The sequence below is a fragment of the Kitasatospora sp. NPDC001603 genome (assembly GCF_040298365.1).
In the GTDB taxonomy this organism is placed as follows: domain Bacteria; phylum Actinomycetota; class Actinomycetes; order Streptomycetales; family Streptomycetaceae; genus Kitasatospora.
Window position 1 is genome coordinate 46,915 of the sequence record NZ_JBEPAA010000006.1, and the last position, 26,428, is coordinate 73,342.

Below are 26,428 nucleotides of genomic sequence, written 5' to 3' on the forward strand. Positions count from 1 at the left end.
CCCCCGCTCGGGGGGCGGCCGGGTAAGGGCCGCATAGAATCACCGCCGACCGGCGCCGCGGGGGGACCCGCGGCGAACCGCAGCGACTCCAGGAGCGAACCACATGTCCGAGGCCCCCGAGAGCCCGCTGGGCGAGAACCCCGCCACCTCCCGCCGCACCCTGCTCTGCGGTGCCGCGGCCGTCCTCGCCGCAGGCGGCGGCACGCTGGCGGTCGCCGGCTGCTCCTCGTCGTCCTCGTCCACCTCCACGTCCTCCGGGCCCAAGACCCCGGTGGACGTCGGCCCGGCCACCGCCGTGCCGGTCGGCGGCGGCACCGTCTACCGGGACAAGAAGATCGTGGTGACCCAGCCCAACGCCGGCGAGTACAAGGCGTTCAGCGCCACGTGCACCCACGCCGGCTGCATCGTCGACCAGGTCAAGAACCAGAAGATCCAATGCCCCTGTCACGGCAGCATGTTCGCCATCACCGACGGCGCGGTGCTGGACGGACCGGCGCCCACCCCGCTCCCCGCCTACTCCGTGGCGGTCGAGGGCGGCAACCTCAAGGTGACCCCGAGCTGAACCAGTTGATCTCCCCTCCGCAGCCCCGGCCCGACTCGGTACGGTGGACCCATGGCTGACCCGTCCACCTACCGCCCCGCACCGGGCGCGATCCCGACCTCGCCGGGCGTCTACAAGTTCCGCGACGCCCACGGGCGGGTCATCTACGTCGGCAAGGCCAAGAGCCTGCGGCCCCGGCTGTCGTCCTACTTCCAGGACCTCGCCGGGCTGCACCCGCGGACCGCGACGATGGTCACCACGGCCGCCTCGGTGGAGTGGACGGTCGTCGCGACCGAGGTCGAGGCGCTCCAGCTGGAGTACTCCTGGATCAAGGAGTTCGATCCCCGCTTCAACGTCAAGTACCGCGACGACAAGAGCTATCCGGAGCTCGCGGTCACCCTCAACGAGGAGTACCCGCGGGTCCAGGTGATGCGCGGGGCGCACAAGAAGGGCGTGCGCTACTTCGGCCCCTACGGGCACGCCTGGGCGATCCGCGAGACGGTCGACCTGCTGCTGCGCGTCTTCCCCGTCCGCACCTGCTCCAACGGCGTCTTCAAGCGGGCCCGCCAGGTCGGCCGGCCCTGTCTGCTCGGCTACATCGGCAAGTGCGCCGCGCCCTGCGTCGGCAAGGTCTCGGCCGAGGAACACCGCGAGCTGGCCGAGGACTTCTGCGACTTCATGGCCGGCCGCACCGGCAACTACCTGCGCCGGCTGGAAGAGCAGATGCGGGAGGCCGCCGCCGACCTGGAGTACGAGAAGGCGGGCCGGCTGCGGGACGACATCGGGGCGCTGAAGCGCGCGATGGAGAAGAACGCCATCGTCCTCGCCGACGCCACCGACGCCGACCTGCTCGCCCTCGCCGAGGACGAGCTGGAGGCGTCCGTCCAGATCTTCCACGTCCGCGGCGGCCGGGTCCGCGGCCAGCGCGGCTGGGTCACCGACAAGGTCGAGGACGTCGACACCGCGGCCCTGGTCGAGCACGCCCTGCAGCAGCTCTACGGCGGCGGCGACGGCGCCGTGCCGCGCGAGGTGCTGGTGCCCGCGCTGCCGGAGCCCGCCGAACCGGTCCGGGAGTGGCTGACCGGCCTGCGCGGCAGCCAGGTCGACCTGCGGATCCCGCAGCGCGGCGACAAGAAGGACCTGATGGCCACCGTGCAGCGCAACGCCCAGCAGGCGCTGGCGCTGCACAAGACCAAGCGCGCCTCCGACCTCACCACCCGCAGCCGCGCCCTCCAGGAGATCGCCGACGCGCTGGAGCTGGACTCCGTCCCCCTGCGGATCGAGTGCTTCGACATCTCGCACCTCCAGGGCGAGGACGTGGTCGCCTCGATGGTGGTCTTCGAGGACGGCCTGGCCCGCAAGAGCGAGTACCGCCGGTTCCAGATCAAGGGCTTCGAGGGCCAGGACGACGTCCGCTCGATGCACGAGGTGATCGGACGCCGGTTCCGCCGCTACCTCCAGGAGCGCGAGCAGACCGGGGAGTGGGCCGTTCCCGAGGCGGACGACCCCGGCGCGCCCGCGGAGGCCGGCGGACCCGGGCCGCACGGCGCCGCCCGCGGGTCCGACGACCCCGACGGCCCGGAGGTCGTGGTCGGCCCGGTGGACCCGGAGACCGGCCGCCCGCGCCGCTTCGCCTACCCGCCGCAGCTGCTGGTCGTCGACGGCGGCCAGCCGCAGGTCGCCGCCGCCAAGCGCGCCCTGGACGAGCTCGGCATCGACGACGTCGCCCTCTGCGGCCTGGCCAAGCGGCTGGAGGAGGTCTGGCTGCCCGGCGAGGACGACCCGGTGGTCCTGCCGCGCAGCAGCGAGGGCCTCTACCTGCTCCAGCGGGTCCGCGACGAGGCGCACCGGTTCGCCATCACCTACCAGCGCAGCAAGCGGTCCAAGCGACTCACCGCCGGGGAGCTGGACTCCGTCCCCGGCCTCGGCGAGACTCGCCGCCAGGCGCTGCTCAAGCACTTCGGCTCGCTGAAGAAGCTCCGGCTGGCCACCGTCGACGAACTCTGCGCCGTCCCCGGCATCGGACGCCGGACGGCGGAGACTGTTGCGGCGGCGTTGTCGTCCCGTCCATCCGCGACACCCGCCGTGAACACCGCCACCGGCGAGATCATCGATGACGGCGCCGTCCCGGCCGGCCCGGCGGCCGGCACCGGGACCGACGCCGCACCCCAGACCGCACCATTCCAGGAGACGCCATGACGGCCGACGCCGTCCGTCAGCCGGCGCGCCCCGCGTTCACTCGCCCGAGTGAGCAGGGGAAGCGTGGCCGTGCCGCGCGCGTTCTCCACAGCAGAACCACCGAGAGCGGGGAACCGAAGTGACGATGTCCGACGATGGCGGCACCGCCCGACCACTGGCCGCGGGCGAGAACGTGCCGGAGCTGGTGATCATCTCCGGGATGTCCGGAGCCGGCCGGTCGACGGCGGCCAAGTGCCTGGAGGACCTGGGCTGGTTCGTGGTGGACAACCTGCCGCCGGCCCTCATCCCGACCATGGTCGACCTCGGCGCCCGTTCCCAGGGGAACGTCGCCCGGATCGGCGCCGTGGTCGACGTCCGCGGCCGCCAGTTCTTCGACGACCTGCTCACCTCGCTGGACGAGCTGGAGAAGCGCGGCGTCCGGCTGAGCGTGGTCTTCCTGGACTCCTCCGACGACGCCCTGGTCCGGCGCTTCGAGAGCGTGCGCCGCCCGCACCCGCTCCAGGCCGACGGCCGGATCGTGGACGGCATCGCCCAGGAGCGCGACCTCCTGCGCGAGCTGCGCGGCGAGGCCGACCTGGTGATCGACACCTCCAACCTCAACGTGCACCAGCTGCGGGCCAAGCTGGACGCCCAGTTCGCCGACCACGACGAGCCCGAGCTGCGCGCCACCGTGATGTCCTTCGGCTTCAAGTACGGCCTCCCGGTCGACGCCGACCTCGTGGTGGACTGCCGCTTCCTGCCGAATCCGCACTGGGTGCCGGAGCTCCGCGCCCGGACGGGCACCGACGCCGACGTCGCCGACTACGTGTTCCAGCAGCCCGGTGCCAACGAGTTCCTCAACGGCTACGCGGAGCTGCTGCGCATCATCACCGAGGGGTACCGCCGCGAGGGGAAGCGTTACATGACCCTTGCCGTAGGCTGCACCGGTGGCAAGCACCGCAGTGTCGCGATGTCCGAGCGGCTGACCAAGCGTCTGATCGCGGACGGCGTCGAAACGGTGCTGGTCCACCGTGACATGGGACGGGAGTAGCCGCCTCACCCCCTGCCGGGCCGCCGGCGGAGGCCGGCGGCGGGCAAGAGGAACGCGAGGTAGGTGTGACGGGATACGTGCCCGGGCGGCAGCTGCAGAACAAGACCGCCGACCGGACGGGGGTCCCGTCGCGCGGCGCGTCGCCCAACCGGCCGCGGACCGGCCAGGTCCGCACCAGCCCGGCCCGTACCAACCAGGCACCCCGCGGCAACCAGGCGCCCCGGATCGCCGCCCTCGGCGGCGGTCAGGGGCTCTCGGCCTCGCTCTCCGCCCTCCGCCGGCTCACCACCGACCTCACCGCCGTGGTCACCGTCGCCGACGACGGCGGCTCCAGCGGCCGGCTGCGCGAGGAGCTCGGGGTGCTGCCCCCGGGCGACCTCCGCAAGGCGCTGGCCGCGCTCTGCGGCGACGACGACTGGGGCCGGACCTGGTCCGAGGTGATCCAGCAGCGCTTCACGGGCTCCGGCGGCCTGGGCGGCCACGCCGTCGGCAACCTGTTGATCGTCGCGCTCTGGGAGAAGCTGGGGGACCCGGTCGCCGCCCTGGACTGGGTGGGCCGGCTGCTGAACGTCCAGGGCCGGGTGCTGCCGATGTCGGCGGTACCGCTGGACATCGAGGCGGTCGTGCGCGGCCACGACCCGGCCAGCCCGGGCGAGCTGTCCGCCGTCCGGGGCCAGGCGAGCGTCGCCGTGACGCCCGGCACCGTGCAGTCCATCCGGCTGCTGCCGGACGGGCCGCCGGCCGTTCCGGAGGCCGTCACGGCCGTCCGGGAGGCGGACTGGGTGGTGCTCGGGCCCGGCTCCTGGTTCACCAGCGTGCTGCCCCACCTGCTCGTCCCCGAGCTCGCCGAGGCGCTCACCGAGACCCGCGCGCGCCGGCTGCTCACCCTGAACCTGGCCCCCCAGCCCGGCGAGACGGAGGGCTTCACCCCGCAGCGCCACCTGGAGGTCATCGCCGACCACGCACCCGCCCTCGCGGTGGATGCGATCCTGGTGGACGAGCGCGCCGTCACCGGCGGCGCCTTCGGCCAGGCGGACCTGGCCGGCCTGGAGAAGGCCGCGGAGCGGATGGGCGCGGCCCTGGTGCTCGGCCGGGTCGCCCGTACCGACGGCACGCCGCGACACGACCCGGAGCTCTTGGCCGCCGCGTACGACCGGATTTTCCGGACACATGGAAGGATCGGGCCATGGCGATGACTCCAGCGGTGAAGGACGAAATCAGCCGGCTCCCGGTCACCCGGGCCTGCTGCCGCAAGGCGGAGGTCTCGGCGATCCTGCGTTTCGCGGGCGGGCTGCACATCGTGAGCGGCCGCATCGTGATCGAGGCGGAGCTGGACACCGGGGCGGCAGCGCGACGCCTGCGCAAGGACCTCCTGGAGATCTTCGGACACTCCTCGGACCTGGTGGTGATGGCGCCCGGCGGTCTGCGGCGCGGCAGCCGCTACGTGGTGCGGGTGGTCAAGGACGGCGAGCTGCTGGCGCGGCAGACCGGTCTGGTGGACGGCCGCGGTCGGCCGATCCGGGGCCTGCCCCCGGCCGTCGTCTCCGGGGCGACCTGTGACGCGGAGGCGGCCTGGCGGGGCGCCTTCCTGGCGCACGGCTCGCTCACCGAGCCGGGCCGCTCCTCCTCGCTGGAGATCACCTGCCCCGGCTCCGAGGCGGCCCTCGCCCTGGTCGGCGCGGCCCGCCGGCTCGGCATCCCGGCCAAGGCCCGCGAGGTGCGCGGCGTCGACCGGGTGGTGATCCGGGACGGCGACGCCATCGGCGCGCTGCTGACCCGCCTCGGCGCCCACGAGTCGGTGCTGGCGTGGGAGGAGCGGCGGATGCGGCGCGAGGTCCGGGCCACCGCCAACCGCCTGGCCAACTTCGACGACGCCAACCTGCGCCGCTCGGCCCGGGCCGCGGTCGCGGCCGGCGCCCGGGTGCAGCGCGCGCTGGAGATCCTCGGCGAGGAGGTGCCGGACCACCTGGCCGCCGCCGGCCAGCTGCGGATGCAGCACAAGCAGGCCTCGCTGGAGGAGTTGGGCGCCCTGGCCGATCCGCCGCTGACCAAGGACGCGGTGGCCGGCCGGATCCGCCGGCTGCTGGCGATGGCCGACAAGCGCGCCTCCGAGCTCGGCCTGCCGAGCACCGAGGCCAATCTGACCGACGAGATGGCGCTCAACTAGCGACCACAGCCAGTGACGGCAGACCAGCCGGTGTCCGGATTCCGGGCACCGGCTGTGCCGTGTCCGGACGGTGCGGCCGGGGGGCTCCGGACCGGTCCGCGCGGGCCGCGACCAACTGCCCCCGACGGCAAGGACGGAAGCCCTGCTCGCACCCTCTTGACACGCCACGCCAAGGCGTCCGACCCGGCCTGATGTGCCCTCCCAGGCCTTGGAGAGGTAGGGTCATAGGCGGTCGGGGACCTCCCAAATTCCACCCCGTCGGCATAGCTCCGGCGTACCTAACGAGGAGATCGGTTCGTGACGATCCGGGTAGGCATCAACGGATTCGGCCGCATCGGCCGCAACTTCTTCCGTGCGGTCAAGGCTCAGGGCGCGGACATCGAGATCGTCGGTGTCAACGACCTGACCGACACCAAGACCCTGGCGCACCTGCTCAAGTACGACTCGATCCTGGGCACCTTCCCGGGCGAGGTCTCGCACACCGAGAACAGCATCACCGTCGACGGCAAGACCTTCAAGGTCATCGCCGAGCGTGACCCGGCCAACCTCCCCTGGGGCGAGCTGGGCGTGGACATCGTGATCGAGTCCACCGGCATCTTCACCAAGGCCGAGGCGGCCAAGAAGCACATCACCGCCGGTGCCAAGAAGGTCATCATCTCGGCGCCCGCCACCGACGAGGACGTCACCATCGTGATGGGCGTCAACGACGAGAAGTACGACGCCGCCAAGCACGACGTGATCTCCAACGCCTCCTGCACCACCAACTGCGTGGCGCCGCTGGCGAAGGTGCTCAACGAGAACTTCGGCATCGTCAAGGGTCTGATGACCACGGTGCACGCGTACACCAACGACCAGGTCACCCTGGACTTCCCGCACAAGGACCTGCGTCGCGCCCGCGCCGCGGCCCTCAACATCATCCCGACGTCCACCGGTGCCGCCAAGGCCACCGCGCTGGTCCTGCCGGAGCTGAAGGGCAAGCTGGACGGCACCTCGCTGCGCGTCCCGGTCCCGACCGGTTCGATCACCGACCTGGTCGTCACCCTTGAGCGCGACGTCACCGTCGAGGAGGTCAACGCGGCCTTCCAGAAGGCCTCCGAGGGCTCCCTCAAGGGCATCCTGCAGTACACCGAGGACCCGATCGTCTCCTCCGACATCGTGAACTCGCCGTTCTCCACGATCTTCGACTCGCTGATGACCATGGTCCAGGGCAACCAGGTCAAGGTCTTCGGCTGGTACGACAACGAGTGGGGCTACTCGAACCGCCTCGTCAACCTGACCACCCTCGTCGGCGGCCAGCTCTGACGCAGCGGGAGCTGACGTGAAGTAGGGGGGAGGGCCCGGACACCGCACGCCGTCCGGGCCCTCCGTCTGCGCACCCTCGAAACTCAACTCCCAGGCGGCCCGCCGTTGTGCCGCTGCCAACAGCGCAACCATCTCCCCAGGAGACCGAAGACCGTGAAGACCATCGAAGACCTCGACGTCGCCGGCAAGCGCGTGTTCGTCCGCGCCGACCTCAACGTCCCGCTGTCCGACGGCACGATCACCGACGACGGCCGGATCCGCGCCGTCGCCCCGACCATCGCCAAGCTCGTCGAGCGCGGTGCGAAGGTCGTCGTCGCCTCCCACCTCGGCCGCCCGAAGGGCGAGCCCGACCCGCAGTTCTCCCTCGCGCCGGTGGCCGCCCGCCTCGGCGAGATCCTCGGTACGCCGGTCTCGTTCGCGACCGACACCGTGGGCGAGAGCGCGAAGGCCACCGTCGCCGCCCTGGCCGACGGCGAGGTCACGCTGCTCGAGAACCTGCGCTTCAACGCCGGTGAGACCAGCAAGGACGACGCCGAGCGCGGCGCCTTCGCCGACGAGCTGGCCGCGCTGGCCGAGCTGTACGTCGGCGACGGCTTCGGCGCCGTGCACCGCAAGCACGCCTCGGTGTACGACCTGCCGGCCCGTCTGCCGCACGCCGTCGGCGACCTGATCGCCGCCGAGGTGGCCGTGCTCAAGCGGCTCACCGAGGAGGTCGAGCGGCCGTACGTGGTCGTCCTGGGCGGGTCCAAGGTGTCCGACAAGGTCGGCGTGATCGAGAACCTGCTCGGCAAGGCCGACCGCATCCTCATCGGCGGCGGCATGGCGTACACCTTCCTCGCGGCCCTGGGGCACGAGGTCGGCATCTCGCTGCTGCAGAAGGACCAGATCCCGGTCGTCCTGGACTACCTGGAGCGGGCGAAGGCGAACGGCGTCGAGTTCGTGCTGCCGGTGGACATCGCGGTCTCCGGGTCGTTCCCCGACACCAAGACCCACAAGCCGGTCGAGGACTTCGCGGTCGTCGACGCCGACAAGATCCCCGCGGACAAGGAGGGCCTGGACATCGGCCCGAAGACCCGGGAGCTGTTCGCGGCGAAGCTGGCCGACGCCAAGACGGTGTTCTGGAACGGTCCGGTCGGTGTCTTCGAGCACCCGACCTTCGCCGAGGGCACCAAGGCCGTCGCGCAGGCCCTGCTCGACAGCGACGCGTTCACCGTGGTCGGTGGCGGCGACTCCGCCGCGGCCGTCCGCATCCTGGGCTTCGACGAGACGAAGTTCGGGCACATCTCGACCGGCGGTGGCGCCAGCCTTGAGTACCTGGAGGGCAAGACGCTCCCCGGTCTCGCCGCCCTGGAAGGCTGAGGCAATGACTGAGCGTCTCCCGCTGATGGCGGGCAACTGGAAGATGAACCTCAACCACCTTGAGGCCATCCAGCACACCCAGAAGCTGGCGTTCGCGCTGGCCGACAAGGACTACGAGTCGGTCGAGGTCGCCGTTCTGGTGCCGTTCACCGACCTGCGCTCGGTGCAGACCCTGGTCGACGGCGACAAGCTGAAGATCAAGTACGGCTCGCAGGACATCTCGCAGCACGACTCCGGTGCCTACACCGGCGAGATCTCCGGCCCGATGCTGTCGAAGCTGAAGTGCACCTACGCGGTGATCGGCCACTCGGAGCGCCGCCAGTACCACGGCGAGAACGAGGAGATCGTCAACGCCAAGGTCAAGGCCGCCTACCGCAGCGGGGTCACCCCGATCCTCTGCATCGGCGAGCCGCTGGAGATCCGCAAGGCCGGCACCCACGTCGAGTACACCCTGGCCCAGCTCGACGGCGCCCTGAAGGACGTCCCGGCCGACCAGGCCGAGTCCGTCGTGGTCGCCTACGAGCCGGTCTGGGCGATCGGCACCGGCGAGGTGGCGACCCCCGAGGACGCCCAGGAGGTCTGCTCGGCCATCCGCAAGCGGATCGCCGAGCTGTACGACGCCCCGCTGGCCGAGAAGGTCCGGGTGCTCTACGGCGGCTCGGTCAAGTCCTCCAGCGCGGCCGGCCTGATGGCCAAGCCGGACGTCGACGGCGGCCTGATCGGCGGTGCCTCCCTGGACGCCGACGAGTTCGTCAAGATCGTGCGGTACCGTGACCAGGCAGTAGGCTAACGCCGCCGCAGCAACGTAGGCTTTGGGGCCGGACCGCATCGTGCGGCCCGGCCCCTTCGCCGAAGATACGAGAGAGTTGGTCCCGCCGTGGTTCTCGGGTTCTCGATTGCCCTGATCATCTTCAGCCTGCTGATGATCCTCCTGGTGCTGCTGCACAAGGGGAAGGGCGGCGGCCTGTCCGACATGTTCGGTGGCGGCGCGATGTCCACCGGCGGCGGCTCGGCCGTGGCCGAGCGCAACCTGGACCGCATCACGGTCATCGTGGGTTTCGCCTGGTTCGCGTGCATCATCGTGCTCGGCCTGGTGCTCAAGTACAAGAGCTGACGTATCTCTGACGCCCTGTCGCCCCGCGGCCTATGCTGGAACGGTCCGGGGCGGAGTCGGTGACGGTGCATCCTTAACTCCTGCTTACACTAGGACGACTTTAGCCACCGACGCGCACCGCGGCGGGTCGGCGCACCAGCACGCAGGGAGTCAGACCGTGGCAAGTGGCAACGCCATCCGTGGCAGCAGGGTCGGAGCCGGCCCGATGGGCGAGGCGGAGCGCGGCGAATCCGCCCCCCGCAACCGGATCTCCTTCTGGTGTGCCAACAAGCACGAGACCCGTCCCAGCTTCGCCGCGGAGGCGGTCATCCCGGACACCTGGGACTGCCCGCGGTGCGGGTTTCCGGCCGGTCAGGACGAGCACAACCCGCCGGCCCCCTCGCGCAACGAGCCCTACAAGACCCACCTCGCCTACGTCCGTGAGCGGCGCACCGACGCCGACGGCGAGGCGATCCTCGCCGAGGCGCTGGCCAAGCTGCGCGGTGAGATCTGAGCACCTGACCGACGCCGAAGGGCGCCACCGTGGAGAACGGTGGCGCCCTTCGTCATGCCGTCGGGCCGAACGCGGTCAGGCCGAGGCCGGCGGGTACAGCTGCGGCGGGAGCTGAGCCGCCGCCGCGCGGTCCAGCAGCCACAGGGTCCGGCTCCGTCCGTGGGCGCCCGAGGCGGGCGCCTGGAGCTCGCCCGGGCCGGACAGGGCCAGCGCCACGGCGCCCGCCTTGTCCTCGCCGGCCGCCAGCAGCCAGACCTCGCGGGCCGCCCGGATGGCCGGGAGGGTGAGCGAGATCCGGGTCGGCGGGGGCTTGGGCGCACCGCGCACGCCGACCACCGTCAGCCCGGTCTCCCGGACGCCCGGGTGCTCGGGGAAGAGCGAGGCGACATGGGTGTCCGGGCCGACGCCGAGCAGCAGCACGTCGAAGGCGGGCACACCGAGGCGGTCACCCGGACCGGCGGCCTTGGCCAGCTCCTCCGCGTACCGGGCCGCGGCGGCCTCGACGTCCGAGCCGTCGACGCCGTCCGAGGCGGGCATCTCGTGCACCCGGGCCGGGTCGAGCGGGACGGCGTCGAGCAGTTCCGCCCGGGCCTGGACGGCGTTGCGCTCGGCGTTGTCGGCGGCGACGAAGCGCTCGTCGCCCCACCAGAGGTCCAGCCGGGCCCAGTCGACCGCGTCCCGGGCGGGGGAGGCGGCGATGGCGGCGAGCAGCGCGTTGCCGTTGCGCCCGCCGGTGAGCACCACCGAGGCGGTGCCGCGGGCGGCCTGGGCGTCCACGATCCGGGTGATCAGCCGGGCCGCGGCCGCCTGGGCCATCAGCTCCTTGTCCCGGTGGACGACCAGCTGCGGGGTCGCCGCCGTCACGAGGACGCCTTCTTGCCGGTGCGCTTGGCCGGGGCCTTCTTCGCCGGGCCGGCCTCCCCGGCCGGCTCCGACGCGTCCTGGACCTTGGCGGTCACCCGGGTCGGGTTGGCCACCGCGGCCTCGGAGACCACCGCCCGGGTGGCCTCCTCGGCCGCCTCGGTCTCGGCGGTGTCCGGCTGGCTCAGCCGCTCGACCGGCGTGCGGACGGCCGTCGCGTAGATGTCGTCCGGGTCGAGCCGGCGCAGCTCCTCCGCGATCAGCTCGGACGTCTCGCGACGCTTGAGCGCCACCTGGCGGTCCGGCGAGCCGGGCATCGACAGGGTGCCCATCAGGCCGTCCGGGCGGTCCAGGGTGATGTCCCCGTCCTTGGTGCGCAGGTGCACCGCGGTGATGCCCGGGCCGCCGGTGACGACCCGCTCAACCGGCACGTGCAGCCGGTTGTGCAGCCAGAGGCCGAGCAGCTCGACGCTGGGGTTGTACGACTCGCCCTCGACCACCGCGGAGGTGACCTCGGAGGGTCGCTGGTCCAGTGCGGCGGCCAGCATCGAGCGCCAGCCGGTGATCCTGGTCCAGGCCAGGTCGGTGTCGCCCGGGGTGTAGCTCTGGGCCCGCTGGGCGAGCTGGCCCACCGGCGACTCGGCGGTGACGGCGTCGGTGATCCTGCGCTGGGCGATCGAGCCCAGCGGGTCCTGTGCCGGGTGCAGCGGCGCATTCTCGGGCCACCAGACCACCACCGGGGCGTCCGGCAGGAGCAGCGGCAGGACGACCGACTGGGCGTGCGCGGCGAGCTCGCCGTGCATGCGCAGGACGACCGTCTCGCCGGAGCCGGCGGCGGTGCCGACCAGGATCTCGGCGTCCAGGCGGGTCTCCGCGCGCGCCCGGGGCGAGCGCCCGGCGCGCTTGATGACCGCCAGGGTGCGCGAGGGGTGCTCGCGGGAGGCGTCGTTGGCGGCCTTGAGGGCGTCGTAGGCGCTGCCCTCGTCGGTCACGATCACCAGGGTGAGCACCATGCCGGCGGCGGTGGAGCCGCTGGCCCGGCGCGCCTCCATCAGGGCTGCGTTGATCTTGCTGGACGTGGTGTCCGTGAGGTCGATCTTCATGGCCGGCGCCAGCTCCTGCCGTCTCGTGCGAGCATCTCGTCGGCCTCGACCGGACCCCAGGTCCCTGCCGGGTACTGGGCGGGCTTGCCGTGGTCGTCCCAGTACTTCTCGATCGGGTCGAGGATCTGCCAGGAGAGTTCGACCTCCTGGTGGCGCGGGAACAGGTTGGCGTCGCCGAGCAGCACGTCGAGGATGAGCCGCTCGTAGGCCTCCGGGCTGGACTCGGTGAAGGACTCGCCGTAGGCGAAGTCCATCGTGACGTCCCGGACCTCGAAGGAGGTCCCCGGCACCTTGGAACCGAACCGCACCGTCACGCCCTCGTCCGGCTGGACCCGGATGACCAGGGCGTTCTGCCCCAGCTCCTCGGTCGCGTAGGAGTCGAACGGCAGGTACGGGGCGCGCTGGAAGACCACCGCGATCTCGGTGACCCGGCGGCCGAGCCGCTTGCCGGTGCGCAGGTAGAACGGCACCCCGGCCCAGCGGCGGTTGTTGATCTCCAGCTTGATGGCCGCGTAGGTGTCGGTCTTGGAGTCCGGGTTGATGCCGTCCTCGTCGAGGTAGCCGAGCACCTCCTCGCCGCCCTGCCAGCCGGCCGCGTACTGGCCGCGCACGGTGTGCTTGCCCAGGTCGGCCGGGAGCTTGACGGCGCTGAGCACCTTGAGCTTCTCGGCCACCAGCGCCTTGGGGTGGAACGAGGCCGGCTCCTCGATGGCGGTGAGCGCCATCAGCTGGAGCAGGTGGTTCTGGATGACGTCGCGGGCCGAGCCGATGCCGTCGTAGTAGCCGGCCCGGCCGCCGATGCCGATGTCCTCGGCCATGGTGATCTGCACGTGGTCGACGTACGACCGGTTCCAGATCGGCTCGAACATCTGGTTCGCGAAGCGCAGCGCCAGGATGTTCTGGACGGTCTCCTTGCCCAGGTAGTGGTCGATCCGGAAGACCTCGTCACGGGGGAAGACCTCGTGGACGATCCGGTTCAGCTCCTGGGCGCTCTCCAGGTCGTGGCCGAAGGGCTTCTCGATGACGGCGCGCCGCCAGGAGCCCTGGGGCGGGTCGGCCAGGCCGTGCTTCTTCAGCTGCTGGACGACGGTCGGGAAGAACTTCGGCGGTACCGAGAGGTAGAACGCGAAGTTGCCGCCGGTGCCCTGGGCCTTGTCGAGCTCCTCGATGGTCGCCCGGAGCTTGTCGAAGGCGTCGTCGTCGTCGAAGGTGCCGTGGACGAAGCGCATGCCCTTGGCGAGCTGCTGCCAGACCTCCTCGCGGAACGGGGTCCGGGCGTGCTCCTTGACCGCGTCGTGGACCTCCTTGGCGAAGTCCTCGTCCTTCCACTCGCGGCGGGCGAAGCCGACGAGCGAGAAGCCCGGCGGCAGCAGGCCGCGGTTGGCCAGGTCGTAGATGGCCGGCATGAGCTTCTTGCGGGACAGGTCGCCGGTGACCCCGAAGATGACCAGGCCGGACGGCCCCGCGATGCGCGGGAGCCGCCGGTCGGTGGGGTCACGAAGCGGGTTGACGGGAGCGGCGGGAGCGTCGCTCGGGTCCGAGTCCGACGTCAACTCAGGAAAATCAGTGCTCACTGGATGTGCTCCGCTTTCGTGCGCTGGCTGTGAGCAGGGGTCACTTCTCGTCGGCGAACGAGGCGAGCGAGGCGGTGACGGTGTCGAGCAGCTCGTTCCAGGACTGCTCGAACTTCTGGACGCCCTCGTCCTCCAGGACCTGGACCACGTCGTCGTAGTCCACGCCGGCGGCGGCGATGGCGGCCATCACCTCGGTGGCGTCGGCGTAGTTGGGGACGATGGTGCCGCCGGTGATCACGCCGTGGTCGCCGGTGGCCTCCAGGGTGGCCTCGGGCATCGTGTTGACGGTGCCGGGGGCGACCAGCTCGGTGACGTAGAGGGTGTCCGGCAGGGCCGGGTCCTTGACGCCGGTGGAGGCCCAGAGCGGGCGCTGCGGCTTGGCGCCGGCGGCCTCCAGGGCCTTCCAGCGGTCGCTGCCGGCGGTCTTGCCGTCGACGCTGCCGAAGACCTCCTCGTACGCCTGGTAGGCCAGGCGGGCGTTGGCCAGGGCGGCCTTGGAGCGCAGCTGCTTGGCGTCGCCGCCGACCTCGTCGAGGCGCTTGTCGATCTCGGTGTCCACGCGGGAGACGAAGAAGGAGGCGACCGACTCGATCTGCGAGAGGTCCAGGCCCTTGGCCTTGGCGCCCTCCAGACCGGTCAGGAAGGCGTCGATCACCGCGCGGTAGCGCTCCAGCGAGAAGATCAGCGTGACGTTGACGCTGATGCCCTTGCCGATGACCTCGGCGATCGCGGGCAGGCCGGCCTTGGTGGCGGGGATCTTGATGAAGACGTTCGGGCGGTCGACCAGCCACCAGAGCTGCTTGGCCTCGGCGACGGTCGCGGCCGTCTCGTGGGCCAGCCGCGGGTCGACCTCGATGGAGACCCGGCCGTCGCGGCCGTTGGAGGCGTCGTAGACCGGGCGCAGCACGTCGGCGGCGTCCCGGACGTCCGAGGTGGTGATCATGCGGACGGCTTCGTCGGTGGTGACCTTGCGGACGGCGAGGTCGCGCAGCTGGCCGTCGTAGGAGGAGTCCCCGCCGCCGATGGCCTTCTGGAAGATGGTGGGATTGGTGGTGACGCCCACCACGTGCTTGTTCTGTACCAGCTCGGCGAGGTTGCCGGTGTTCAGTCGCTTCCGGCTGAGGTCGTCCAGCCAGATCGCCACGCCTTCGTCGCTGAGGCGCTTCAGTGCGTCAGTCATGGTGCTCAGTCCTTCTTCTGTCTTCATCTGTCTGTGGGGTCGTCAGACGGGCCGCGTACCCGCTGTGCGGGCGGGCACGCGGCCCAGGCGGTACTAGCGGTTGACGGCTTCGAGCGAGCGCAGGGCGTTGTGCGCCTCCGCGACGACCCGCTCGGCGGTCAGACCGAACTCCTCGAAGAGCACCTGGTAGTCGGCGGAGGCGCCGAAGTGCTCCAGCGAGACGATCCGGCCGTGGTCGCCGACCAGCTCGCGCCAGCCCTGGGCGATGCCGGCCTCGACCGAGACGCGGGCCCGGACCGACGGCGGCAGCACGCTGTCGCGGTAGGCCTGGTCCTGCTCCTGGAACCACTCGAAGGACGGCAGCGAGACCACGCGGGTCGCGACGCCCTCGGCCTCCAGGACCTCGCGGGCCCGGACGGCCAGCTGGACCTCGGAGCCGGTGGCGAGCAGGATCAGCTGCGGGTCGCCGGTCGACGCCTCGGCCAGGACGTAGCCGCCCTTCGCGGTGCCCTCGGCGGAGCCGAAGACCTCGCGGTCGAAGGTCGGGACGTTCTGGCGGGTGAGCGCCAGGCCGACCGGGCCCGGGTGGCTGCTGTGCCGCTCGACGATCGTGCGCCAGGCGACGGCCGTCTCGTTGGCGTCGGCCGGGCGGACCATCGACAGGCCCGGGATGGCGCGCAGCGAGGCGAGGTGCTCGACGGGCTGGTGGGTCGGGCCGTCCTCGCCGAGGCCGATCGAGTCGTGCGTCCAGACGTAGGTGACCGGCAGCTTCATCAGCGCGGCCAGGCGGACGGCCGGGCGCATGTAGTCGGCGAAGACCAGGAAGGTGCCGCCGAAGACCCGGGTCCCGCCGTGCAGCGCGATGCCGTTCATGGTCGAGCCCATGGCGTGCTCGCGGATGCCGAAGTGGATCGTCCGGCCGTAGGGGCTGGCCGACTTCAGCGGGTTGCCCTCGGGGAGGAAGGAGCTGTCCTCGTCGATGGTGGTGAGGTTGGACTCCGCGAGGTCGGCCGAGCCGCCCCACAGTTCCGGGATCACCGCGCCGAGCGCCTTGAGGGTCTCGCCGGAGGCCTTGCGGGTGGCGACGTCCTTGCCGGCCGCGAAGACCGGGACGGCCTTCTTCCAGCCGTCGGGGAGCTCGCCGGCCTGGATGCGGTCGAACTCGGCGGCGCGGTGCGGGTGGGCGGCGCGCCAGGCGTCGAGGGAGCGCTGCCACTCGTCGCGGGCGGCCTTGCCGCGCTTGATCACCTGACGGGCGTGCTCGATGACCTTGTCGCTGACCTCGAAGGTCTTCTCCGGGTCGAAGCCCAGGACCTTCTTGGTGGCGGCGATCTCGGCGGCGCCGAGCGCGGAACCGTGCGCCTTGGCGGTGTTCTGCGCGTCCGGGGCCGGCCAGGCGATGATGGTGCGCATCGCGATGATCGACGGGCGGGAGGTCTCGGCCTTGGCCGCGGCCAGCGCCTCGGCCACCAGGGCCACGTCGATGTCGCCGTTGGACTTCGGGGCGACCCGCTGGACGTGCCAGCCGTACGCCTCGTAGCGCTTGAGCACGTCCTCGGAGAAGGCGGTCTCGGTGTCGCCCTCGATCGAGATGTGGTTGTCGTCGTAGAGCGCGACCAGGTTGCCCAGCTTCTGGTGGCCGGCCAGCGAGGAGGCCTCGGCGGAGATGCCCTCCTCCAGGTCGCCGTCGGAGACGATGGCCCAGATGGTGTGGTCGAACGGCGACTCGCCGGCGGGGGCGTCCGGGTCGAACAGACCGCGCTCGAAGCGGGCGGCCATCGCCATGCCCACGGCGTTGCCGATGCCCTGGCCGAGCGGGCCGGTGGTGGTCTCGACACCCGCGGTGTGACCGTGCTCGGGGTGGCCCGGGGTGCGGCTGCCCGCGACCCGGAACGCCTTGAGGTCGTCCAGCTCCAGGCCGTAGCCCGAGAAGTAGAGCTGCGTGTAGAGGGTCAGGCTGGTGTGCCCGGGAGAGAGGACGAAACGGTCGCGGCCCACCCAGGCCGGGTCGGTCGGGTCGTGGCGCAGGAAGCGCTGGAAGATCAGGTACGCCGCCGGGGCCAGCGACATGGCCGTCCCGGGGTGTCCGTTGCCGACCTTCTGGACCGCGTCCATGGCCAGGACGCGGGCGGTGTCGACCGTCCGCTCGTCCAGCTCGGACCACTCGAATGCATTCGTCGGCGTCGTGCTCACCCTGTCTCAGGGCTCCTTCCGTTGTGAAGAGTGACCCCGTGAAGGGGACCGGGTCGGCCACGTCGATGGGGCCGGACGCTGGGTGGTGCCGGTCACGGAGGGTAGATCCCGCTTCTCGGTGCGAGCCTACCGTCCGGGTCGGGGATCACCCTCCGTGCTGAGACAACGGGCATTTCCGTATGGCGATTCCCACGAGGGTTCGAAGGGTTCTTTTGTCCCAGCCTCTCCTGGTTTCACGGCCTCTGCCCGTTCGGGGGCCGGGACGGGGGACAGGTATCGCAGCAGGTCGGCTTCGTGTGTTCGCCCAGGGGTTCACCCAGGGGTGTGCGTTCCGCCCCGCCCGGGGGACCCCGGAGCCGGTGGGGAGATATGGAGCGTCTAAGGTGGCGTGGTACGCGCAGAGCGGACGATTCGGGAACATCGTTCCGGTGGACGCCTGCGAAGATTCATCTTCAGTTGGGGTGTTAGTGACCGCCGTCGAATCCCGTCCCGCCGGGGTCACCGGGGCGACGCCTGCGCACCGGCCGTTCGGGGCCCGTGTCGGCGCATTCGTCGCACTGACCAAGCCTCGGATCATCGAACTGCTGCTGATCACCACCGTCCCGGTGATGTTCCTGGCGCAGCGCGGTGTCCCGGATCCGCTGCTGGTCCTCAAGGTGGTCATCGGCGGCTACCTGTCGGCCGGTGGCGCCAACGCCCTCAACATGTACATCGACCGCGACATCGACGCGGTGATGTCGCGCACCGAGCGGCGGCCGCTCGTCACCGGGATGGTGTCACCGCGCGAGGCGCTGGTCTTCGGCATCGCGCTGGCGGTCGGCTCCACGCTCTGGCTCGGCTTCCTGGTCAACGCGCTCTCCTCGCTGCTGGCGCTGTCGGCCCTGCTGTTCTACGTGTTCGTCTACACGCTGGGGCTGAAGCGGCGCACCGCGCAGAACATCGTCTGGGGCGGGATCGCCGGCTGCATGCCGGTCTTCGTCGGCTGGGCGGCGGTCACCGGCTCGGTGTCCTGGTCGGCGCTGGTGCTCTTCCTGGTCATCTTCTTCTGGACGCCGCCGCACTACTGGCCGCTGTCGATGAAGGTGCGCGAGGACTACGAGCGGGCCGGCGTGCCGATGCTCCCGGTGGTCAAGGGCAACCTGGCGGTCGCCAAGCAGATCGTCCTCTACTCCTGGGTGATGGTCGCCGTCTCGCTGGCGCTCTGGCCGCTGGCGGAGACCAGCTGGCTGTACCCCGTCTCGGCGGTCGTGCTGGGCGCGGCCTGGCTGAAGGAGGCGCACGGACTGTACGCCCGGGCCAAGGCCGGGGTGGTCGGCGCGAAGCTCAAGGAGATGCGCCTCTTCCACTGGTCGATCACCTATCTGACGCTGCTGTTCGTGGTGATCGCGGTGGATCCGTTCGTGAAGTAGCCGCCGACGCGGAGAAGGGGCCCCGGTCTTCGGACCGGGGCCCCTTCCGCGTCTCAGCGCGGGGGCAGTTCGGAGGGTCCCACCCGGTCGTCCAGCCAGTCCCGCAGCGGCTGGGAGGCCCGCAGGAAGCCGGTGATCCGGTCGTGGGCGGCCCGGGTGCCGAGCCACGCCGCCGGCGGCCACTCCTGCCAGGCGACCAGCCCCTTGTGGCGGAGCAGCTCGATCCGCGGGTGGTCCCGGGGGTAGCCGCGCGGGGCGGACCTGAGGCTGTCCCGGCCGACCACCTCCGGCCCGGCCGCGCGGACCCGGGCGATCACCCGCTCCAGCTCGGCGCCGCCGACCTCCTCGGCGACGGCGGCCCGGTAGCGCGCCAGCTGGTCCGGGGCGAGCCGGTACAGCCCGTTGCCGCAGGCCAGGCCGTCGGCGGAGAGCTGGATGTAGCCGCCGCTCTCCAGGTGGGCGCCGATGTGCGTCTTGTACGGGGACTTGTCGGCGCTGAACCGGACGTCCCGGTTGGGGCGGAAGATCCTGCCCGGCCCGAAGCCGGGCTCCAGCTCGGCGAGCAGTCGCTCCATCGGCTCCCGCACGGCGTGCTCGTACCGGTCCTTGTGGGACTGCCAGAAGGTCCTGGAGTTGTCGGTCTCCAGGTGCTCGTAGAACTCTAGGGCCTCGGCCGGCCAGCCTTGGAAGGTCACCGCTCCAGTATGTGGTCCGGTGCACAGCCCGGTCCCGTCGCCAGCTCCGCTACCGATCGGTAGCATGCGGGCATGAGCAGCGCAGAGACCGCCACCCCCGCCGCGCCGGACGCCCGCGTCGAGCGCCGCGCCAAGCGCATCGCCAAGCACCTGACCGCCTTCGCCGAGCAGCACGGCGGCAGCGCCGACGGCGTCGTCGAGTACGTGGGCACCGTCGCCACCCGGATCGTCGTGGTCGGCGCGGACGGCGCCTGGGGCGACCAGGTCGCCCCGAGCTACGCCGTCGGCCGCCGGGCCGCCGAGCTGGCCGGGGTCACCCTGCACGACAGCTTCGAGGGCGAGCTGGGCCTGAAGGTCAGGACCGGCCCGTACGAGTGGAAGCGGATGGCCGGTATCCAGATCGGCGGCTGAGGCCGCGCCGAGTACGCGAGAGGGGCCCCGGGTTTCCCCGGGGCCCCTCTCGCACGCTCAGACCGCGGCGGTCCGCGGCGCCTGCGCGGGCAGCGGCGCGGTGGGCGCGGCGCCCTCGCGCACGCGCAGCGCCAGCGGGATGCGCAGGACGGCGATCCAGGTGAGCGTGGCGCCCAGCATGTGGATGCCGACCAGCAGCTCCGGGACGTCCGTGAAGTACTGGACGAAGCCGAGCACGCCCTGGAGCAGCAGCACCGCGAGCAGCTCGCGGGCCCGCGCGCGGGCGGCCGGCGGGGCCTTCACGGCGGCGAACACGAAGAGCACCGCGACCGCCAGGCCGACCGAGACGAACGCCAGGTCGGCGTGCACCTGGGCGAGGCGGTCGTAGTCGAGGGGGATCCGCGGCACCAGCTTGTTGTCCTTGGGCGTCCCGGGGTGGTGCCCGGCGCCGGTCACCAGCGTCCCGGCCGCCACCAGCAGGCCGATCACGGCGACCAGGACGTAGGAGAGCCGGACGATCGGACCGGCCACCGCCGGCCGCGGCGGGCCGTCGCCCTCGCGCGAGCGCTCCCACATCAGCAGCGCGACCCAGACCAGGGCCATCGCGGAGATCAGGTGGACGGCGACCGTGTAGGGGTTGAGGCCGGTCAGGACGGTGATGCCGCCGATCACGGCGTTGCTCATCACCAGCCAGAACTGGGCCCAGCCGAGCCTGCTCAGACCGCGCCGCCAGGGCCGGTGGCAGCGGGCGGCGAGGATCGCCCAGCCGACCGCGGCGCTCAGCACGTAGGTCAGCATCCGGTTGGTGAACTCGATGATGCCGTGGAGGCCCATTTCGGGCGTCGGCGTGATGCTCTCGCCGGTGCAGCGGGGCCAGGTGGTGCAGCCGAGGCCGGAGGCGGTGAGCCGGACGGCTCCGCCGGTCACGACGATCACCACGCTCATCACCAGCGCGGCGAACGCGGCGCGCCGGACCATGGCGGCGGACGGCTGCCAGCGGTCGGCGAGCAGGGAGAAGGGGGTAGGCACGGGGTCAATCGTAGGCGGCCTTACAGCCGATCTTGGGGCGGGGCGGGGTCGCGCCGGGCGGGCGCCGTCCGGCCCGTCGCCGGTCCGGCGCCCCGGGGGCCGTCCGACGGGCCCCGGTGCGGGCCGTTCGGCCCGAACGGGACTGTTCGGGCAAGGCGGACATTGGTCTTGACCAATCACTCGGTTGGCCGAAAGAGTGCGGCTTGGTCCATACCTTTTTCCGGGACCGCTCCCACCCCCGCACGTAAGCGGAGATCCTGCACATGCGCATACCCACACCCGCCGCAGCGCTCGCTCTCGGCGGATCCCTCGCCCTGGCCGGTCTGATCGCCCCGGCCGCGCACGCGGCCGAGCCCGGCCGGCAGTGCCAGAGCCTCGGCGTCGCCAATCTCTACGGGGAGTTCATCGAGGGCGACGACAGCCACACGCCGGACGCCGAGGGCGCGGTGGCGGTCGGCGGCAACGCGGACTTCACCGGCGGCTTCTCGGTCGGCCAGGAACTGACCGCGGACCAGGTCGCGGCGCTTCCCGGCGGCAACGCGCTGGTCGTCGCCGGCAAGATCACCGGGCACAACACCCAGGTGATGAAGGGCAACGGCGTCTACGGCTCGAAGGCCCCCGGCGCCGTGGTGGACGCCCACCAGGGCAAGATCAGCCAGGGCGCCTCCCCGATCGACTTCAAGGCCGAGTTCGCCAAGCTCCGCTCGGCCGCCACCGCCCTCGCGGCCGGGGCGCAGACCGCCGGCGCCAAGGTCGAGGCGAAGGGCGCGCAGCTCTACCTGAGCAGCGCCGACGCCACGCTCAACAGCTTCACCGTCAGCGCGGCGACGCTCCAGGGCGCCACCGACGTCTTCGTGAAGGTGCCGGTCGGTTCGGTCACCGTCGTCACCGTGACCGGCGACAGCTACGACATGGCCGCCGCCCGGACCACGGGCTTCCACCTGTGGGACGAGGGCAAGAAGGCCTACGTCCTGGACGACAAGCTGCAGAGCGCGTCGGGCGGGGCGGTCCGGGCCAAGCTGCTCTGGAACTTCCCGACCGCCACCAAGGTGGTCAAGAACAGCCAGGCCGCCTGGGCCGGCACCGTGCTGGCGCCGAACGCCGCCTTCGACCTCGGCAGCGGCGGACCGGTCAACGGCTCGGTGATCGCCAAGTCGCTGACCGGCAAGGGCGGCGCGGAGACGCACCACTACCCGTTCACCGGCTGCCTGAACACCGAGGTGCCGCCGACCACCGTGCCGACCGTGCCGCCGGTGGTGCCGAGCGGTTCGCCGTCGCCGTCCTCCACGCCGAGCGCGTCGGTGACCCCGAGCACGCCGGCGACGCCCGGCGCCTCGGTGACCCCGGGCGGCCCCGGCAGCCCGTCCGCCCCGACGACCGGCACACCGGGCCCGGGCGCCCCGGGCAGCCCGGCGGCCTCCGCCTCCCCGTCGGCGGCGGTGGTGCCGAGCGCCTCGGCCGCCCCGTCGGCGGAGGCGACCACCGGAGGCGGCCTCGCCCACACCGGCTCCGGCCCGGTCGTCCCGCTGACGATCGCCGGCGCCGTCGTGATCGCCGCCGGTGGCGCGATCGTGGTGGCCACCCGTCGCCGGGCGGCCAGGAAGGCCTGACGGCCCGCCGGGCGACCGTAGTGCTGCCCCCGGTGGTCGGATTCGACCGCCGGGGGCAGTGCGTTTGCGCCACCGTGACGGAATACGTTCAAGTTCGCCGAACGGGTGTCGTGCGAGGTCGCCGCCGTGATGGGCTGCTCCTTGCACAACCGAGGCCGGACGGACAGTCGAAATCCGGTCGTACGGCGGGGTGTGGGGAGGTGAGGGTGTGCCGGTAGAGTCCCCCGGACAGTCGTGGCGGGCCACCGCGAGCCTTTCAACAAGCCTGCTGCGCAAGACCGTTCGGAGGGGACAACGAAATGGCGCGACAGCGGCGGCAGATCGGCATCAGGAACGCGGCACTGGCGGGGACGGCGGCAGCCGCCGTCCTGCTGCCCTTGGCACTGGCGACCAGCGCCTCGGCGCACGCGCCCAAGTGGCAGGTGACCTGCGACAAGATCGTGATCGATCTGACCAACTACAGCGACGCGAGCGGTGTGAAGAACGTCGTCAGCCTGACCGTCGACGGCGAGAAGGTGCTCGACCAGAAGCCGTTCGGCAAGGAGTTCCACGGGACGTTCCCGGTGAAGGACCACGCCAAGCCGGTCAGCGCGACCTTCGTGGTCACCACCACCGAGGACCCGAAGAACGCCGACTGGAACAAGACGGAGACCAAGACGATCGAGGTCTGCCAGACCCCGACGCCCACCCCGACCCCCACGCCCACCAAGACCCCGACTCCCACCCCCACCCCGACCCCCACGGCGACCCCGACGCCGACGCCCACCCTGACCCCTACGCCCACCAGGACCCCGACGTCGAGCCCGACGCCGACCCCCACCAAGACCCCCACGGCGACGCCCACCCCGACCCGGACGCCCACCCCGGCGCCGAGCACCGCCACCCCGGGCCCGGTGCTCGCCCAGACCGGTGGCAGTGACGCCACCCCGATCATCGCCGCGGCCGGTGGCGGCGTCGTCCTGCTCGGCGGCGCGCTCGTCCTGCTGGCCCGCAAGCGCCGCAGCGGCGGCAGCGAGAGCTGACGCCCACGGCCGATCGCACGGTGGCCCCCGCTCGCACGACGAGCGGGGGCCACCGTGTTCTGTGCGGGGGTTTCGCGTGCCCTGCTAGCCCGGGGTGACGGTCGCGAAGACGCCCCGGGCGGGTGTGCCGTCCGGCCAGGTCCACCCGGCGACCAGGCGCGCGGCAGGGCCCCCCTCCGCGGCCTCCGTGGGCCGCAGGACGCGGTTGAGCCGGACGTCGAACGCCTCGGCGGCCGGTGCGCCGTGCACGGTGACGCCGGGGTCGGGGGTGTCGCTCAGGCTCTGGTGCTGCGGGACGGCCCCGCCGCGCAGGAGCGCGCGCGACTGCGCCGTCACCACCGGGTCGTGGGCGCCGTCGTAGATCCACCGGGTGCCGAGCACCCCGTGCTCGGAGGTGCCGATCAGCGCCTCGGCCGGAGCGTCCGCCAGCGCCGTACCCCGGTAGGCCAGCGGCACCAGGTACGCGACCGGTTCCGGCGCGGAGGTGTCCACCACGACCATGAACTCGATCCCGACCTCGCCCGCCGGATCGTCCAGCCGGAACCCGCCGGCCGTCGTCAGTTCCGGGGTGCCTGCGGTGCCCACGTACCAGCTCTGCTTCGGCAGCCAGCCGGTGAGCAGCTCCAGTTTGGTGGGCTTCATGGTGGTGCGGTGGATGGCGGCCATGACTTCCCTCGCGCGTAGATCCGGGCCCGTCCTGCCACGGGATGCGGTCGAACGTATCGGACGGCATCACCCGGTGCGGGCGGGGGGCGGTGCCGAACCGGGCCGGGCGCTCGGCGCCGGGCCGAACAAAACGGATTGCCGCCCCTGCGGGGGTGTGCCACTGTTCGGCCGGGACCGAGCAGTTGATCAACGTCGGCAGGTCGGTCGGGCCCCGGGGAATTCGCCGACGGGGCACAGGGAATCACGGGAATCGGTGCCATGGGGAATCAGTACGAGGACGAGTGTCGCCGGGCGTTGGCCGGGGAGCAGGCGAAGAGCCTCGCCGAGACCGACCACTGGGAACACGTGGACCGGGACCGGGTCCACCAGGACTGGGACGTGCTGTACAAGGAGATCGCGGCCGTTCTGGAGGGCTCCCTGCCCGGGGACCCGCGGATCCAGGAGTTCGTCGGCAGGCACTTCGACATCGCCTGCCGGTTCTACGTCCCCACCAGGAAGGCCTACCTCGGCATGGCGCTCTTCTACGCGGAGAACGACGACATGAGGGACTTCCACAACTCCTACCACCCCAGGATGGTGGAGTTCCTGGGGGAGGCGATGGGCGTCTTCGCCGAACGCGGGACCGGCTTCGCCCCGTAGGGCGGGACCCGCCGGTACGGCCGCGTCGCGGGCTCCCGCCGACGGCCGGGCGGGCTACGCTCGCAGCCAGCACGGGACCGAGGAGATCCGAGGAGGGCGCGACGGCCCGGACCAGCCGCGAACGCGTCATCAGAACGCTGACGTTCTGGCTTCGCCCGGCCTTCGCCCTGCGCTGCGTCAGCCGTTTCCAGAAGCTCGTGGGTTTCGACCGCTCGATGGCCCTGGCCGCCGGCGCGCTGGCGGCGACCGTCCCGCTCTCGATCCTCACCGGCGGCGTCCTGGCGCGCACGGGGCACGCGGACACGGCGGAGCGGATCATCGGCCGCTACCAGCTCACCGGCGAGGGCGCCGACGCCATCCGGCAGGTGTTCGCGCCCTCGTCCGGCACGGCCGCGACCATCGGTGTCTTCGGAGCGGTGTTCCTCGTGATCTCGGTGCTGAGCTTCGCCCGGGCGGTCCAGCGCCTGTTCGAGCAGACCTGGGAGCTCAGACCGCTCAGTGTGCGCAACACGCTGAACGACCTGTGGTGGGTGGCCGGTCTCACCGGCTACCTGATGGCCACCGGTCTGGTCTACGGCTTCCTCGGCCGGGGGCGCCTGCAGCTGGGGGCGGCCGCGGCCGAAGCGCCGGTGACCGCGGCCTTCCTCGTCTGGGGCGGCTGGATCCTCACCGCGCGGCGGGTCGCCTGGCGGGCCCTGCTCCCGTTCGGTGTCGTCGGGGGCGTCCTGGCGGCGGTCTACTCGGTGGGTGCGACGGTCTACCTGCCGCACCTGTTCAGTTCCTCGGCCGCCCGGTACGGCGCCGTGGGCGCCGTCTTCGCGACGCTCTCGGGACTCTTCGGCGCCATGCTCGTCACCGTCGGCTCGGCCGCGCTCGGGCGGGAGGTGCGCGACGAGCTCGTCGGTATCGCCCGGGGTGAGCGCCCGCCCGACGACGAGATCCGCCGCGAGTGGCACACCGTGATCGAGCAGGCGCGGTCCCGGTGGCACACCACCCGGCGGCAGATCGCCCGCTACCGCCGGTCCAAGGACCCGGACGAGCCGGGCGGGCCCTGACCCTCGGGGCGCCGCCCCGAGGGTCACTCCCAGCGGAAGAAGCGGGCGGCGGCGGCCAGGGCCACGACCGCCCAGGCGCCCAGGATGCCGAGGTCGGCCCAGGGCACACCGGCGCCGGTCTGGAGGACCGAGCGGAGGCCGTCCGACAGCGCGGCGATCGGGAGCAGCTCCAGCACCGACTGGACGGCCTCCGGGAACCTGCTCAGCGGCACGATCACGCCGCCGGCCAGCAGCAGCAGGACGAAGACCAGGTTGGCGGCGGCCAGCGTGGCCTCCGCCCTGAGGGTGCCGGCCATCAGCAGCCCGAGGCCGGAGAAGGCCGCGGTGCCGAGGACGAGCAGGGCGACGACGCTGAACGGGTCGCCGTGCGGGGACCAGCCGAGGGCGAGCGCGATCACGCTCAGCAGGGCGACCTGGAGCGCCTCGGTGACCAGCACGCAGCCGGTCTTGGCGGTGAGCAGCGCCCAGCGCGGCAGCGGGCTGGCGCCGAGCCGCTTCAGCACGCCGTAGCGGCGTTCGAATCCGGTGGCGATGGCCTGCCCGGTGAACGCGGTGGACATCACGGCCAGCGCCAGCAGGCCGGGTGCCAGGAAGTCGACGCGCTTGCCGGGGCCCTCGACGGCGACGACGTCGACGGCGGAGAAGAGCACGAGCAGCACCGTCGGGATGATGACGGTCAGCAGCAGCTGTTCGCCGTTGCGCAGCAGCATCTTCGTCTCGAAGGCGGTCTGCGCGAGCAGCATCCGGCCGACCGGGGCGGCGCCGGGCGCGGGCGA

25 protein-coding genes are annotated in these 26,428 nt (G+C 72.0%); 16 read left to right on the forward strand and 9 right to left on the reverse strand.

What is annotated here, in order from left to right:
- Positions 1-103 precede the first annotated feature (103 nt).
- The 10 genes from ABT263_RS06225 (at position 104) to ABT263_RS06270 (ending at position 10,205) form a co-directional block, all read left to right on the forward strand.
- On the forward strand, positions 104-562 hold the full coding sequence (locus ABT263_RS06225; RefSeq protein WP_352288129.1) for a Rieske (2Fe-2S) protein: 459 nt from the start codon (positions 104-106) through the stop codon (positions 560-562).
- Between the two features lie 51 nt (positions 563-613).
- Positions 614-2,740 carry an excinuclease ABC subunit UvrC gene (gene uvrC, locus ABT263_RS06230; protein WP_352288131.1) on the forward strand — a complete coding sequence of 709 codons (2,127 nt, stop codon included), beginning with the start codon at positions 614-616 and terminating at the stop codon, positions 2,738-2,740.
- A gap of 124 nt (positions 2,741-2,864) precedes the next feature.
- A complete protein-coding gene (gene rapZ, locus ABT263_RS06235) occupies positions 2,865-3,770 on the forward strand; it encodes an RNase adapter RapZ (RefSeq protein ID WP_329490007.1) in 906 nt (301 codons plus the stop codon).
- A gap of 224 nt (positions 3,771-3,994) precedes the next feature.
- The gene (locus tag ABT263_RS06240; RefSeq protein ID WP_329492283.1) at positions 3,995-4,966 is read left to right on the forward strand and encodes a gluconeogenesis factor YvcK family protein; all 972 of its coding nucleotides are present in this window, start codon (positions 3,995-3,997) and stop codon (positions 4,964-4,966) included.
- Positions 4,957-5,937: a DNA-binding protein WhiA gene (gene whiA / locus ABT263_RS06245; protein ID WP_329490008.1), complete on the forward strand. Its 981-nt coding sequence runs from the start codon at positions 4,957-4,959 to the stop codon at positions 5,935-5,937. The genes ABT263_RS06240 and whiA overlap by 10 nt, the downstream gene beginning before the upstream one ends.
- Positions 5,938-6,234: 297 nt before the next feature.
- Positions 6,235-7,239 carry a type I glyceraldehyde-3-phosphate dehydrogenase gene (gene gap, locus ABT263_RS06250; protein ID WP_329490009.1) on the forward strand — a complete coding sequence of 335 codons (1,005 nt, stop codon included), beginning with the start codon at positions 6,235-6,237 and terminating at the stop codon, positions 7,237-7,239.
- Positions 7,240-7,392: 153 nt separating this feature from the next.
- Positions 7,393-8,598: a phosphoglycerate kinase gene (locus ABT263_RS06255; protein WP_329490010.1), complete on the forward strand. Its 1,206-nt coding sequence runs from the start codon at positions 7,393-7,395 to the stop codon at positions 8,596-8,598.
- A gap of 4 nt (positions 8,599-8,602) precedes the next feature.
- Positions 8,603-9,388: a triose-phosphate isomerase gene (tpiA, locus tag ABT263_RS06260; RefSeq protein WP_352288133.1), complete on the forward strand. Its 786-nt coding sequence runs from the start codon at positions 8,603-8,605 to the stop codon at positions 9,386-9,388.
- Between the two features lie 87 nt (positions 9,389-9,475).
- Positions 9,476-9,712 (forward strand): preprotein translocase subunit SecG, encoded by a 237-nt coding sequence (secG, locus tag ABT263_RS06265; protein ID WP_329490012.1) that lies wholly within the window; start codon positions 9,476-9,478, stop codon positions 9,710-9,712.
- Between the two features lie 205 nt (positions 9,713-9,917).
- Complete coding sequence (locus ABT263_RS06270) at positions 9,918-10,205, forward strand: RNA polymerase-binding protein RbpA (RefSeq protein WP_030308030.1); 288 nt, start codon at positions 9,918-9,920, stop codon at positions 10,203-10,205.
- 75 nt (positions 10,206-10,280) lie between these two features.
- Here the strand turns inward: ABT263_RS06270 and pgl are convergent, their stop codons facing one another.
- The 5 genes from pgl to tkt all read right to left on the reverse strand — a co-directional run bounded on the left by pgl (position 10,281) and on the right by tkt (position 17,116).
- Positions 10,281-11,069: a 6-phosphogluconolactonase gene (pgl, locus tag ABT263_RS06275; RefSeq protein ID WP_329490013.1), complete on the reverse strand. Its 789-nt coding sequence runs from the start codon at positions 11,067-11,069 to the stop codon at positions 10,281-10,283.
- A complete protein-coding gene (gene opcA / locus ABT263_RS06280) occupies positions 11,066-12,169 on the reverse strand; it encodes a glucose-6-phosphate dehydrogenase assembly protein OpcA (RefSeq protein ID WP_352288135.1) in 1,104 nt (367 codons plus the stop codon). Before opcA ends, pgl begins: the two co-directional genes overlap by 4 nt.
- Positions 12,166-13,722 carry a glucose-6-phosphate dehydrogenase gene (zwf, locus tag ABT263_RS06285; protein WP_329492285.1) on the reverse strand — a complete coding sequence of 519 codons (1,557 nt, stop codon included), beginning with the start codon at positions 13,720-13,722 and terminating at the stop codon, positions 12,166-12,168. Before zwf ends, opcA begins: the two co-directional genes overlap by 4 nt.
- Before the next feature lie 61 nt (positions 13,723-13,783).
- A complete protein-coding gene (gene tal, locus ABT263_RS06290; RefSeq protein ID WP_352288137.1) occupies positions 13,784-14,923 on the reverse strand; it encodes a transaldolase in 1,140 nt (379 codons plus the stop codon).
- A gap of 93 nt (positions 14,924-15,016) precedes the next feature.
- Positions 15,017-17,116, reverse strand: coding sequence for a transketolase (tkt, locus tag ABT263_RS06295; protein ID WP_329490016.1), 2,100 nt, complete (start codon positions 17,114-17,116; stop codon positions 15,017-15,019).
- Between the two features lie 467 nt (positions 17,117-17,583).
- On the opposite strand from tkt, the gene ABT263_RS06300 reads away from it, so the two are divergent.
- Entirely contained in the window at positions 17,584-18,525 is a 942-nt protein-coding gene (locus tag ABT263_RS06300; RefSeq protein WP_329490017.1) for a heme o synthase, read from the forward strand.
- Between the two features lie 53 nt (positions 18,526-18,578).
- Here ABT263_RS06300 and ABT263_RS06305 read toward each other — a convergent pair whose 3' ends face one another.
- Complete coding sequence (locus ABT263_RS06305; protein WP_352288140.1) at positions 18,579-19,220, reverse strand: DUF2461 domain-containing protein; 642 nt, start codon at positions 19,218-19,220, stop codon at positions 18,579-18,581.
- A 72-nt stretch (positions 19,221-19,292) separates the two neighbouring features.
- Between ABT263_RS06305 and ABT263_RS06310 the strand changes: the two genes are divergently transcribed.
- Positions 19,293-19,631: a hypothetical protein gene (locus tag ABT263_RS06310; RefSeq protein WP_352288142.1), complete on the forward strand. Its 339-nt coding sequence runs from the start codon at positions 19,293-19,295 to the stop codon at positions 19,629-19,631.
- 57 nt (positions 19,632-19,688) lie between these two features.
- Here ABT263_RS06310 and ABT263_RS06315 read toward each other — a convergent pair whose 3' ends face one another.
- Positions 19,689-20,669 (reverse strand): COX15/CtaA family protein, encoded by a 981-nt coding sequence (locus tag ABT263_RS06315; protein WP_502885764.1) that lies wholly within the window; start codon positions 20,667-20,669, stop codon positions 19,689-19,691.
- Between the two features lie 254 nt (positions 20,670-20,923).
- Between ABT263_RS06315 and ABT263_RS06320 the strand changes: the two genes are divergently transcribed.
- Complete coding sequence (locus ABT263_RS06320) at positions 20,924-22,270, forward strand: choice-of-anchor A family protein (RefSeq protein WP_352288145.1); 1,347 nt, start codon at positions 20,924-20,926, stop codon at positions 22,268-22,270.
- A gap of 299 nt (positions 22,271-22,569) precedes the next feature.
- Entirely contained in the window at positions 22,570-23,292 is a 723-nt protein-coding gene (locus ABT263_RS06325) for an LAETG motif-containing sortase-dependent surface protein (protein ID WP_352288147.1), read from the forward strand.
- Positions 23,293-23,376: 84 nt separating this feature from the next.
- On the opposite strand, the gene ABT263_RS06330 is transcribed toward ABT263_RS06325, so the two are convergent.
- A complete protein-coding gene (locus tag ABT263_RS06330; protein ID WP_352288149.1) occupies positions 23,377-23,958 on the reverse strand; it encodes a maltokinase N-terminal cap-like domain-containing protein in 582 nt (193 codons plus the stop codon).
- 258 nt (positions 23,959-24,216) lie between these two features.
- Between ABT263_RS06330 and ABT263_RS06335 the strand changes: the two genes are divergently transcribed.
- Entirely contained in the window at positions 24,217-24,597 is a 381-nt protein-coding gene (locus ABT263_RS06335) for a TipAS antibiotic-recognition domain-containing protein (protein WP_352288151.1), read from the forward strand.
- Between the two features lie 167 nt (positions 24,598-24,764).
- Positions 24,765-25,652, forward strand: coding sequence for a YhjD/YihY/BrkB family envelope integrity protein (locus ABT263_RS06340; protein WP_502885765.1), 888 nt, complete (start codon positions 24,765-24,767; stop codon positions 25,650-25,652).
- A gap of 23 nt (positions 25,653-25,675) precedes the next feature.
- On the opposite strand, the gene ABT263_RS06345 is transcribed toward ABT263_RS06340, so the two are convergent.
- On the reverse strand, positions 25,676-26,395 hold the full coding sequence (locus ABT263_RS06345) for an ABC transporter permease (protein WP_352288370.1): 720 nt from the start codon (positions 26,393-26,395) through the stop codon (positions 25,676-25,678).
- Positions 26,396-26,428 lie beyond the last annotated feature (33 nt).